This is a genomic window from Streptomyces sp. NPDC000229 (assembly GCF_040300825.1).
Lineage (GTDB): Bacteria > Actinomycetota > Actinomycetes > Streptomycetales > Streptomycetaceae > Streptomyces.
In genome coordinates this window covers 68,172-79,629 of the sequence record NZ_JBEPEL010000026.1, presented here as the reverse complement: position 1 = coordinate 79,629, position 11,458 = coordinate 68,172, and the positions used below count along the sequence as shown (strand labels likewise).

Here is an 11,458-nt window from a genome sequence, read left to right as displayed (position 1 = left end):
CTCCTCCAGCGGGCGGGCGAGCAGCCCGAGCCGGTGGCGCAGCTCGACGTGGTCGCCGGTGAGGCGGGCGGCGGTGGACGGCAGGTCGTGGGTGGCGGAGTGGGGTCAGGGGGGTGACTCGGCCCAGACGGCGGGGCCGCCGCCCTGCCAGTGGATGAGGCGGGTCGTGGCCACTTCGTCCGGGCCCAGTTCGAGGCCCACGGTGCTGAGCAGGTCGACCAGATCGGCGACGCTGTGGGCGAGGCCGAGGGGCTTGTCGTCGGCGTGGACGCTGCGGCCGCCGGTCGGGCTCGGCGGGGAGACGGTCACGGGCGGCGGGTTGGCGGTCATGCACTCACTCTGGGCCCGTACCCGTGCCCCGGCACGCCGGGGCACGGGTACGGGTGACGCGTCCGTCGGCTAGTCGCCCTTGCGCTGGCCCAGGGTGACGTCGACCGTCGTTTCCTTGCCTCCCCGCTCGTAGGTGAGGGTCACCTTGTCGCCCGGCTTGTGGGTCCAGATCTCGCTGATCAGGGTCGGGCCGCTGTCGATCGTCAGGTCGCCGAACTTGGTGATCACGTCACCCGGCTTGAGGCCCGCCTTCGCGGCCGGGCCGCCCGGGACGACGGCCGGGGTGCCGCCCTCGCCCTGGTCGGCGATGCGGGCGCCGCCGGACTCCTCGGTCATGTTCACCGTGGCGCCGATCACCGGGTAGACCGGCTGGCCCGTCTTGATCAGCTGGTCGGCGACTCCCTTGGCCTGGTTGACCGGGATGGCGAACCCGAGGCCGATCGAGCCCGCCTGCGACTGGCCGAGACCGCCGCTGCCGGCCGACTGGATGGCGGAGTTGATGCCGATCACCGCGCCGCGCGCGTCGAGGAGCGGGCCTCCGGAGTTGCCCGGGTTGATCGAGGCGTCGGTCTGGAGGGCGCTCATGTACGAGTTGCGGCCCGCGCCGCTGCCGTCGCCGGACGCGACCGGGCGGTTCTTGGCGCTGACGATGCCGGTGGTGACGGTGTTGGACAGGCCGAACGGCGCTCCGATCGCGATCGTCGAGTCACCGACGGCCACCTTGTCGGAGTTGCCCAGCGGGAGGGGGGTGAGGCCCGAGGGGGCGTTCTTGAGCTTCAGTACGGCGACGTCGTAGCCCTGGGCCCGGCCGACGACCTCGGCGTCGTACTTCTTGCCGTTGGAGAAGGTCGCGGAGAGGGTGCCGCCCTCCGCCGCGGAGGCGACCACGTGGTTGTTGGTGAGGATGTGGCCTTCCTTGTCGTACACGAACCCGGTGCCGGTGCCGCCCTCCGCCTCCGTGCCGCCCGACTTGGCCTCGATGGTGACGACGCTCGGCAGGGCCTTGCTCGCGACCGCGGCGACCGTGCCCGGCTCCCGCTTGAAGTCGGCCGGTGCCTCGCCCGCGGCGACGGTCGTCGAGCTGCTGGAGCCGCCGCCCTGCTCGGCCGCCCAGTAACCGATGCCCCCGCCGACGCCGCCCGCGACAAGCGCGGCGGCCAGGACGGCGGCGACCAGCCCGCCGCCGGAACGTTTGCGCGGCGGCTCGGCGACCGGCGGGAGCGGCGCGCCCCAGCCGGTGGGCGGTGGCGGCGGAGCCGGCCAGCCCGTGCCGGGGGGTGCGGCCGGGGGCGTGTGGGGCGGCGGCACGTCGTGGGTCTGCGTCGGCGCCGCCGGCGCCGCGGGTACGTGCGGGGGTGTACGGGGCGGTTCCGGCGCCGCCGGCGCCGTCTCGTGGGCGCCCTCCGTCGGCGCGGACGAAGAGGGCGGCACCGGAGGTGTGGACGGGGCGGAGGGGGCGGACGGGACCGCGTTGCCCTCGTTCTCAGTGCTCACGGCTCGGTCTCCTCAAGGTTCCACGTCGTCTACGTCGTCTACGTCGCAAGTGTCTGCGGACAGCTTTCCCCATAGGCCGTCAGGCCACTGTAAGCCGGAGCTGTGCGTCTTCGAGCCATCCTTTATTTCCGGCAAATCAGACGCCTGTCGAAGAGGGCCGAACAGCGGTGGCACCATGTCGCGGTGACCCACGCACGGCAGCACACGATCCAGGTCGTCGCCCACCGAGGCGCCTCCGAGGACGCGCCCGAGCACACCCTGGCCGCGTACATGAAGGCGATCGAGGACGGCGCCGACGCCCTCGAATGCGACGTACGGCTCACCGCCGACGGCCATCTCGTCTGCGTCCACGACCGCCGCATCAACCGCACCTCCAACGGCCGCGGCGCCGTCTCCACCCTGGAGCTGGCCGACCTGGCCCAGCTCGACTTCGGCGCCTGGAAGGACGCGAACGAGAGCCCGGACTGGGGCGACCCCGAGTACACCTCCGTACTGACCCTCGAGCGGCTGCTCGGCCTGGTGGCCGACGCCGGGCGGCGCATCGAGCTCGCCATCGAGACCAAGCACCCCACCCGCTGGGCCGGTCAGGTGGAGGCGCGGCTGGTGGAGCTGCTGGAGCGGTTCGGGCTGACCCGGCCGCGGACCGGCACCACCACCCCCGTACGGATCATGAGCTTCTCCGCCCGCTCGCTGCACCGGGTCGCGGCGGTGGCGCCCGCCGTGCCGACCGTGTACCTGATGCAGTTCGTCACCCCGCGCGTGCGTGACGGGCGGCTGCCCGCCGGATCCCGGATCGCCGGGCCGTCCATCCGGATCGTCCGCAACAACCCCGGCTACATCGCCCGCCTCCACCGGGCCGGCCACCGCGTCCATGTCTGGACGGTGAACGAGCCGGAGGACGTCGAGCTGTGCGCCCGGCTCGGAGTGGAGGCGATCATCACCAACCGCCCCAAACAGGTACTGACCCAACTCGGTCGCCTGTAATGCCCGTTACAGGGAGTGCCCCGGCGCGTTCGCTCCGTCGCCGACCGTGTCGAGTACGTCACCACACACCGGTTGGCCGGTTTCCGGTCCAGTCCATTGGGGCATTCACTCCGTGGCGTGGGGCAAAGGAGGTCTCGGGGGTGGCGTTGGTGGTGGCACAGGAGGTGCCCACGTCGTCGAGCATGGCCGTACCCCATGGCCCTGCGGGCGTGGGGGAGGCCAGACACCGCATGCGGGAGCAGCTGAGCCGCAGCGGTATGGCCGAATCGGTCGTCGACGATGCCGTACTGGTCCTTTCCGAACTGCTCAGCAATTCCTGCCGGCACGGCAGGCCGCTGGGCCGGGGGGTGGAGGTCGGTGACGGTGACATCCGCGCCGCCTGGCGCGTCGACAAGCACGGCGCGCTGACCGTCGAGGTGACGGACGGCGGTGGTCCGACCCGCCCGGTTCCTGCCACGCCCTCGGTGACCGCGCGCGGCGGCCGGGGGCTGAACATCATCAGCGCGCTCGCCCAGGACTGGGGCGTACGCGACAGCGCGTCCGGCGAGGTGACGGTGTGGGTGCTCCTCACGGGAGGCCACCGGCGCGACGACTTCGCTACGCGCGTCACCGGTCCGGGCTTCGACTTCCTGGACACGTACGAGGCGTACGGCGCGTACGAGGACGTCGACTGACCCGCACGGCGAACGGCGTCCCGACGCACGTGGCCCGGCCGGCGCCTCCGGGCGGCTAGGCTCGCGGCCGACACAGCAGTGCCGCACCGCCGTTACGGGAGAGTCAGACCATGGGCAAGAAGCGTCCCCAGACCAAGGCCGGGAAGCCGCAGGCGACCAATGAGCACGTTCCGGTCGTCGGGGCCCGCGAGCCCTGCCCCTGCGGTTCCGGCCGCCGCTACAAGGCCTGCCACGGCCGGGAGGCCGCGCACGCGGTGACCGAGCTGGTCCAGCGGCCCTTCGAGGGCCTGCCCGGCGAGTGCGACTGGGTCGCCCTGCGGGAGCTGGTCCCGGCCGCGACCGCGCCGCTCCACCTCAAGGGCGGCCTCCCCGAGGGCGTGCCCTCCGTGACGCTCGCGACGGTCCTGCCGATGGCCTGGCCCGCGCTGCGCCGTGACGACGGCTCCGTCCTGCTGGCGCTCCAGAACGACACCTCCTCCGGCGACCTGAGCCGGGACCTCGCGGACACCCTCCAGCGGGCGCTGGCCGCCCAGCCGGGTACTCCGGTCGCGGCCCAGAGGGTGCAGGCGGACGGGCCGCGCCTCCAGGACCTGCTGGACCCGGACGCCGGTTTCGAGCCGGTCGTCCACTCGGGCTTCGAGTTCTGGGTGCCGGACTCCGAGCAGAGCGCGTCGCCGGAGGTGGCCGCCTCCCTGGAGCGGGCCAACGCCGCCGCGATCCCGACCGTCAAGCTGTCCGGCGTGGACGCCGCGTACTGGTGCGAGACGCCCGAGAAGAACCACCTGCGCTGGGTCATGCCGCACCCCGAGGAGCAGCTGCTCGACGCGCTGGCCCGGCTTCAGGCCGCCGGGCGGTCCTCGCTCGGCGAGGGCACCCGGCTGGTCGGCTCGTTCCGCGCGCACGGGCTGATGGTCCCGGTGTGGGACCTGCCGACCGGAATGGGTGCCAAGGAGTGCGAGCAGCCGGCCGCCGAGTTCGCCGAGCGGCTCGCGGGCGCGCTCGCCGTCGACGCTCCGCTGACGGCGGAGGAGCGGCGGGCCCGCGGCGGGCTCACCAACCGCCAGGTCACCCTCAGCTGATCCATTACCAGAGGCGGAAGTGGTTGCCATCCCGACCGGTCGGTGACTTCCGCCACAATGGTCTGTACTCGAGGGTAAATCCCTGTCCGAATAACTGAGATCGAATTTGCGAACAGCCGATCTCTTGTTACGGTGCTTGAAGCCCGGTCGCTGGTGCATCCCCCGTCGCCAGCGACCGGGCCCTTCCATTTCCGCGGAATGGGATCTTCCGGTTCGATCCCTCAACTGGCCGCAGGATCGGGGGAGTTGCTCCCCGATCGCAGCAGCAGCGCGCTTTCACCGTTCTCCGCGAACTCCGCCACCGCCGTGTATTCGGCGGAACTCCCGCGTGACGGTTCCCTGGGCGTCTCACATACGCCCGGCTCGTCCTCCGCCCGCACCTCGCAATGCGCTTGCACGGTGCGCCCGCCGGGGCCCATCAAGGTGAGTACGGCCCCGAGCTCTTCGCCCGTCGCATTGCGGTAGTAGGTGCGCGCCCAGGTGTCGCGCGCCTCGGTCAGTACGCACGTCTGGGCCTCCACGCCGCCCGGCGAGGCCACCTCCGGCCCGCAGCTCGCGAGACTCGCCGTAGTGGGGGGCGTGGGGGACGGGGACGGGGACGGAGGGGCGACCGGGGCATCGATTCCGGCCAGAAGTGCCGGCGCCGCCCCCCGCTTCGCATCCACGGTCGGCGCGCCGGGACTGCCGGCCGGTCCGGCGGAGGCGGCCAGCGGCAGCAGCGCGGCGGAGAGCACCACGGCCCCGAGCCCGATCACGCGGAGATTCATGGGGGACCCCACCTGCCCATTGCCCGGGATTCTTGACGGTGGGGCGACGATATCGACGGAACGCGGCCAACCCGGCAGCCGTGCGCCCGATTCCCGTACAACTCGGCCCCGCTCACACCCGTACGAGTGACACACGGGTGACAGCGGGGCCGGAAGCCGGAGCGCGGGCCTCAGCAGGAAGCCGGAGCAGCCGCCTCAGTAGCGCAGGCGGCTGCCGCCGTCCGGGGCGCTCGTGCTCGCTTCGACCAGCGCGTCCACGACCGCCTCCACATCCGGCAGCCACGGCGACGCGGACCCGGCGAGCGGGGCGCGTTCCCAGCGCACCTGCCCCGTCCCGGTGTGCGACGGCGGCAGCACCAGGTACCCGCCTTCTCCGTGGAACCGCAGCGAGCTGGGCACGCAGTCCTTGGCGTACAGCAGCTCGCCCAGCTGTTCGAGGGTGTACGGGGCCACCAGCAGGGACCAGCGGGTGGGCGTCGCCACCACCGGGCCGAGCCGCATCTCCATCCGGTCGAGCACGGCCAGTGCCCGTGCCCCCGCGACGGCGGGCAGGCTCACCGCGCACGGTGCGCGGCCGCCGGTGGCGAGCACGACCGGGGCGTCGGGGCGGTTGGTCCACCACCAGCGCACCATCCGCTCGTCGGTGGAGGCCGCGAGCAGGCCGGGGTCGAAGGGGTGTGCGCCGGGTACGACGCACTCGGGGTCGGGACAGGCGCATCCGCGTTCCCGGTCACCGCGGCCTCCGGCCGCCTTCAGTCCCACGCCGGGGAGTACGGGCCAGTCCCACTCGGTGGCGCACAGGAGCGCCGCGTCCAGATGGGCGGGCCTCCTTCTGCGCCGGAACCGGAGCCTGCGTCGCCTTCCGAGGATCTCGCGCATGAGCGCTCGTTCCTTTCCGTTGAACGCCGAGGTCATCCACATGACAACAGGTGTGCGTCACTTCACTGTGCGTACGGTCCGGCGCGTCACCGCCCCGTGCCGGTGCCGGCATGGGGCCGGCCTCTCTTCGCCTGCGGCAAGAAGCACCGCCGGGGCCGCCGAGCGTGGGCCGAGCCGCAGCCCGGGCCGGCTATCCGTCCATTAAACGCGTGGCGAGGGGTGGCGCGCCCATGGCGCGCACTGGCTGTCCCGCTTGTCCCGCTGTTCTGGTTCCCCGCCACTCGGGATGGGGCGTGGCCTTCGGAGTCAAGGACGCCAGGGTCCCCCGCGAGGTTCCGGGCTTGTCCCAACTGCCCCTGGCCGACACCGATTACGTACCCAGCCCACTCGGAACGACGCCCCTTCGGACCGCGCCTGCCGACGCCGCCTCCGGGGGGTGCTCCTTTTCGAACGGGGCTCAGTCGACCGCAAATCCTGTCCATGGGGGCATTTTTGAGCCAAGTTGCGGCTCACGTAAATACCGCGCGCCCGCCCCGTGACAATGCTGGACATCCCCTTACTTCTGCGTGTAGATGTGGTTGCAGTGACAGCGGCGCAGATTGACATGGGGGTTTGCGATGCTATCCAGCGAAACGCACCCGTCGAAGACCCGGTTGCCATGAGCGCCCCTCACCTGCCGAAAGTGGCTGGAATCGATCCAACCGTCCCGGCGCCCGCGCACACTGCGGCGCCTCTCCCGGGCCTCCCGACCCCTCCCGTCGCGCCCGGCGCGATGATCCAGGACAAGCTGGCGGGCTGGGTCTCCGACCTCACCACGCTGCACGAGCTCACCGAACGCCTCACCCGTACGGGCACCGTCGACGACGCCCTCCAGGAGTTGCTGCGCGCCGGCGCCGCGCTGGTCGGGGCCCGCCGCGGCATGGCCGTCCTCGAACCCGCCGACGGCCTCGGCCCCACCACCACCATCGGCCTGGGCCTGGCCCACGCCGACCTCGGGACCATCGAGACCGTGCCGCGCAGCGCCACCTCCTACGGCCGCATCCTCGACGACGTCCCCGGTGAACCCGCCTCCGAGCGCCGGCGCCCCGGACCCGTCGCCGTCCCCGACCTGTTCGCCGACGAGGGCCTCGACCCGCGCCACCGCGAAGTCGCCGCCCGGCTCGGCTACGCCGCCAGCTACACCGTTCCGCTCGTCACCGAGGCGGCCGGGAGGCTGGGCGCCGCCGTCTGGCTGTACGACGAGCCCGCCGAACCGACCGAGGGGCGGCGCCACCTCGTCGGGCTCTACGGGCAGTACGCCTCCGAGCACCTGGCCCGGCTGCTGGAGCTGGAGCGGGGCCGCGCCAGGCTGGCCACCATCGCCGAGGAGCTGCTGCCGAGCCGCCTGCCACGCGTCCCGGGCGTCCAGCTCGCCGCCCGGCACCGCACCGGGCCGCAGGGCGGCGGCGACTGGTACGACGCGCTGGCGCTCCCGGAAGGCGCGCTCGGCATGGCGGTCGGGTCGGTGTCCGGGTCCGGGCCGAGCGCGCTGGCCGCGATGGGACGGCTGCGTGCCTCGCTGCGGGCGTACGCCGTGATGGAGGGCGAGGACCCGGTCGCCGTGCTCTCCGACCTGGAGCTGCTGTTGCGGCTGACGGAGCCGGCCCGGTCGGCCACCGCGCTCTTCGCGTACACCGAGCCCGCGCACCGCAAGATCGTCCTGGCCGGGGCCGGGCACACCCCGCCGCTGATCGTGGGCGAGCGGCGCACCGAGTACGTCGAGACGTCGCTGTCGGCGCCGCTGGGGATGCTCGCGTGCTGGGAGGCGCCGAGCGTGGAGATCGCCCCCGAGCCCGGCGAGACGGTGCTCTTCTACACGGACGGGCTGCTGCGCCGCACCGGGGAGTCGACCGACCGGGCCTTCGCGCGGCTGCACGCGGCGGCCGCCACCGTCCCCAGGGCGGACCGGCCGGATCCGGGCGCGATCGCCGACCACGTCCTGCGGACGGTGCTGCCCGACGGCGGCTCCGGCGACGAGGACGTGGTGCTGCTGGCGGCCCGGTTCGAGTGACGTTTCGCGTGACATAAGGCCCTGGGGCCGTCTTCCGTACGACCGTACGATGGTGGGCGTCCCCCTGCTCGGCCACCGCCGGGCCTCCGGGGGGAATCCGAGTGTCGTACCAACAGGAGGCGGACCCGTGGCCGAAGAGCTCACGCCGGCGATCCCGGAAGAGTCGGAAGAGCCGATCAAGCAGCGCAAGAACGGCCTGTACCCGGGCGTGTCCGACGAGCTCGCGGAGAACATGAAGTCCGGCTGGGCCGACACCGAGCTGCACGGCCTGGAGCCCATCCCCCAGGCCGCCCACACCGCCGCCCGGCGCGCCGCGCTGTCCGAGCGCTTCCCCGGCGAGCGGCTGGTGATCCCCTCGGGCAACCTGAAGACCCGCTCCAACGACACCGAGTACGCCTTCCGCCCGTCGACCGAGTACGCGTACCTCACCGGCGACCACACCCACGACAGCGTGCTGGTGCTGGAGCCGAAGAAGAGCGGCGGGCACGAGGCGACGATCTACCTGCTGCCGCGCTCCAACCGGGAGAACGGCGAGTTCTGGCTGGACGGCCAGGGCGAGCTGTGGGTGGGCCGCCGGCACTCCCTCACCGAGGCGGAGCAGCTGCTCGGCATCCCGGCCAAGGACGTGCGGGAACTGCCCCGGCACCTGAGCGAGGCCACCGGCCCGGTGCGCAACGTGCGCGGCCATGACGCGGGCATCGAGGCGGCCCTGACCGACAAGGTCACCGCCGAGCGCGACGAGGAGCTGCGGGTGTACCTCTCCGAGGCGCGCCTGGTGAAGGACGACTTCGAGATCGGCGAGCTCCAGCGTGCCTGCGACTCGACCGCGCGGGGCTTCGAGGACGTCGTACGCGTCCTCGACAAGGCCGAGGCGACCAGCGAGCGGTACATCGAGGGCACGTTCTTCCTGCGGGCCCGTGTCGAGGGCAATGACATCGGTTACGGCTCGATCTGCGCGGCCGGACCGCACGCCACGACCCTGCACTGGGTGCGCAACGACGGCCCGGTCCGCTCCGGTGAGCTGCTGCTGCTGGACGCCGGCGTGGAGACGACGACGCTCTACACGGCCGACGTGACGCGGACCCTGCCGATCAACGGCCGCTTCACCGACCTCCAGCGCAAGATCTACGACGCCGTGTACGACGCCCAGGAGGCGGGCATCGCGGCGGTGAAGCCGGGCGCGAAGTACCGCGACTTCCACGACGCCGCGCAGCGGGTGCTGACCGAGCGGCTGGTGGCGTGGGGGCTGCTCGGCGACATGGACGTGGAGAAGGTCATGGAGCTGGGCCTCCAGCGCCGCTGGACCCTGCACGGCACCGGTCACATGCTGGGCATGGACGTCCACGACTGCGCGGCCGCGCGGACCGAGACGTATGTGGACGGCGTCCTGGAGCCGGGCATGTGCCTGACCGTCGAGCCGGGCCTGTACTTCCAGGCGGACGACCTGACCGTGCCGGAGGAGTACCGGGGCATCGGCGTGCGGATCGAGGACGACATCCTGGTCACGGAGGACGGCAACCGGAACCTGTCGGCCGCGCTGCCGCGCCGGTCGGACGAGGTCGAGGCGTGGATGGCGGCCCTGAAGGGCTGACGCCCGCGATGTCGCCCACGCGATGACGCCCGCGCGACAACGGACGAAAGGCCCCCCGCCGCCATGCCGGTGGGGGGCCTCGCCGTGTGCGTCACGACGCCACGAGCGGAGCGTCCGTACGCCACTTGACGATCTTGTCGAAGCTCACCACCGCGCCGCCGCGGCCCGATCTGTTGCCGAAGTGGACGTGGTCGGCCAGTTCTTCGATGAGGCGCAGGCCTCGTCCGTCCTCGGCCTCCAAGGCGGGCCTGCGCACCGCCGGCGCGGGGCCGACGGGGAAACCCGGGCCCGAGTCCGCCACTTCGATGCGGCACTTCTCGCCGTCCAGGTACGCGGTCACCCGGTACTCGGCGGAGACGTCCCCGGTCTCCGTCCGCCCGCCGTGCTCCACCGCGTTGGCGCACGCTTCGGTGAGGGCGAGGGACAGGTCGTAGGAGATCTCCGGGTCGACGCCCGCGGTCTCCATCGTGCCGAGAAGGAGGCGACGGGCGAGCGGAACGCTCGCAGCCTCGCGCCGCAAATGGAGAGACCACCAGATGCTCATGCTCCAGCCTCCTGGCTGCGGCTCGACATACCGATACGTATTGCCCCTACTTGTCGGTCGTAAGCGCCGCGTTGACGCCACAGCCCTCGTTCGGCGGATATGCGTAGCCCGTACGCCGGTGTATGTCGGTGTGTGTCGGACTCTGTCGGGGCCTTGCGGACTCCGACGGTGAAACAGTGACCTTCCGGACCTGCCGTGTGGCGCGAAGGGGCGCAGTGCGATGATGGCCCGGCCATGTCTGCCCCTTCCGCTGGTCCGCGGCTGCTGAGGGCCGCGGTGTTCACCGCGGTCTGCCTCGTGCTGTCCGCGCTGGGACATGTGCTCGCGGCCTGCGAGACCGTCCCGTGGTGGACGCTGGCCCTCGGGTTCCTGTGTGTCTTCGCGCTGACCGTGCCGTTCGCCGGGCGCGAACGGTCGCTTCCGGTGATCGCCGCGGCGCTGGCCGGCGGACAGCTCGGCCTGCACGCGCTGTTCGGGCTCGGGCAGCGGCAGCAGCTCATGGTGGATATCGGCGACCGGGCGGACGACGCACTGATCCGGATGGCTGCCAAACTGGTGTGCGGGGCGGGCGCCGCGTCGCTGAGCCCCGCCGACGCGCACCGGATCGTCACCCGCGCCGGGCTCGACCCGGCCGCCGCGACCAGCTCGCACGCCGGGCACGCCGGGCACGCCGGGCATGTCGTGGAGCCCGCCGCCGGGTGGTGGCCCAGTCTTCCCATGGTCCTCGGGCACCTGCTGGCCGCCGTGGCGACCGGGTGGCTGCTGCGGCGCGGCGACCTCGCGCTGCTGAAGCTGGCCCGGCTGTCGGCGCACGGCGCCACCGGGCTCGCCGAAGGGGCGCTCGTACGCTCGCTGCGCGCCGCCCTCGTCCTCGTACGCGCCCTGCTGGCCGGGCTGCCCGCGCTGCCCGCGGGCGGGCCGAGGCCGCCGCGTACCGACGACGGCCCCCCGCCGCCCGCCGCGGCGGAAGAACTTCAGCACACGGTGATCAGGCGCGGCCCCCCGGCCGTATCGCTCTACGCCCTCGCAGCCTGACACGGCCCACTCGACGGGAGTGGCGCCGTGG

At 72.7% G+C, this 11,458-nt stretch carries 11 protein-coding genes; 6 read left to right on the top strand and 5 right to left on the bottom strand.

Translation table 11 applies throughout. The features are described from left to right. Window positions 1–105: 105 nt before the first annotated feature. Both ABT360_RS15950 and ABT360_RS15945 read right to left on the bottom strand, forming a co-directional pair. Window positions 106–330: a hypothetical protein gene (locus ABT360_RS15950; protein WP_351815646.1), complete on the bottom strand. Its 225-nt coding sequence runs from the start codon at window positions 328–330 to the stop codon at window positions 106–108. A gap of 69 nt (window positions 331–399) precedes the next feature. Continuing rightward, window positions 400–1,824 carry a S1C family serine protease gene (locus tag ABT360_RS15945; protein WP_351815643.1) on the bottom strand — a complete coding sequence of 475 codons (1,425 nt, stop codon included), beginning with the start codon at window positions 1,822–1,824 and terminating at the stop codon, window positions 400–402. A gap of 183 nt (window positions 1,825–2,007) precedes the next feature. On the opposite strand from ABT360_RS15945, the gene ABT360_RS15940 reads away from it, so the two are divergent. The 3 genes from ABT360_RS15940 (at window position 2,008) to ABT360_RS15930 (ending at window position 4,561) form a co-directional block, all read left to right on the top strand. After that, window positions 2,008–2,808: a glycerophosphodiester phosphodiesterase gene (locus ABT360_RS15940; protein ID WP_351815640.1), complete on the top strand. Its 801-nt coding sequence runs from the start codon at window positions 2,008–2,010 to the stop codon at window positions 2,806–2,808. Further along, window positions 2,808–3,482 (top strand): ATP-binding protein, encoded by a 675-nt coding sequence (locus ABT360_RS15935; RefSeq protein WP_351815637.1) that lies wholly within the window; start codon window positions 2,808–2,810, stop codon window positions 3,480–3,482. Before ABT360_RS15940 ends, ABT360_RS15935 begins: the two co-directional genes overlap by 1 nt. 110 nt (window positions 3,483–3,592) lie before the next feature. Beyond that, entirely contained in the window at window positions 3,593–4,561 is a 969-nt protein-coding gene (locus ABT360_RS15930; RefSeq protein ID WP_351815634.1) for a DUF5926 family protein, read from the top strand. 221 nt (window positions 4,562–4,782) lie between these two features. On the opposite strand, the gene ABT360_RS15925 is transcribed toward ABT360_RS15930, so the two are convergent. Both ABT360_RS15925 and ABT360_RS15920 read right to left on the bottom strand, forming a co-directional pair. Beyond that, window positions 4,783–5,328, bottom strand: coding sequence for a hypothetical protein (locus ABT360_RS15925; protein ID WP_351815632.1), 546 nt, complete (start codon window positions 5,326–5,328; stop codon window positions 4,783–4,785). A gap of 195 nt (window positions 5,329–5,523) precedes the next feature. Beyond that, window positions 5,524–6,207: a bifunctional DNA primase/polymerase gene (locus ABT360_RS15920; protein WP_351815629.1), complete on the bottom strand. Its 684-nt coding sequence runs from the start codon at window positions 6,205–6,207 to the stop codon at window positions 5,524–5,526. A gap of 541 nt (window positions 6,208–6,748) precedes the next feature. Between ABT360_RS15920 and ABT360_RS15915 the strand changes: the two genes are divergently transcribed. Both ABT360_RS15915 and ABT360_RS15910 read left to right on the top strand, forming a co-directional pair. Then, entirely contained in the window at window positions 6,749–8,257 is a 1,509-nt protein-coding gene (locus tag ABT360_RS15915) for a PP2C family protein-serine/threonine phosphatase (RefSeq protein WP_351815626.1), read from the top strand. 127 nt (window positions 8,258–8,384) lie between these two features. Next, window positions 8,385–9,848, top strand: a complete 1,464-nt coding sequence (locus tag ABT360_RS15910; protein ID WP_351815623.1) for an aminopeptidase P family protein — start codon at window positions 8,385–8,387, stop codon at window positions 9,846–9,848. A 91-nt stretch (window positions 9,849–9,939) separates the two neighbouring features. On the opposite strand, the gene ABT360_RS15905 is transcribed toward ABT360_RS15910, so the two are convergent. Then, window positions 9,940–10,392: an ATP-binding protein gene (locus tag ABT360_RS15905; RefSeq protein WP_351815620.1), complete on the bottom strand. Its 453-nt coding sequence runs from the start codon at window positions 10,390–10,392 to the stop codon at window positions 9,940–9,942. Window positions 10,393–10,626: 234 nt separating this feature from the next. On the opposite strand from ABT360_RS15905, the gene ABT360_RS15900 reads away from it, so the two are divergent. Beyond that, the gene (locus tag ABT360_RS15900) at window positions 10,627–11,427 is read left to right on the top strand and encodes a hypothetical protein (RefSeq protein ID WP_351815617.1); all 801 of its coding nucleotides are present in this window, start codon (window positions 10,627–10,629) and stop codon (window positions 11,425–11,427) included. Window positions 11,428–11,458: the final 31 nt, after the last annotated feature.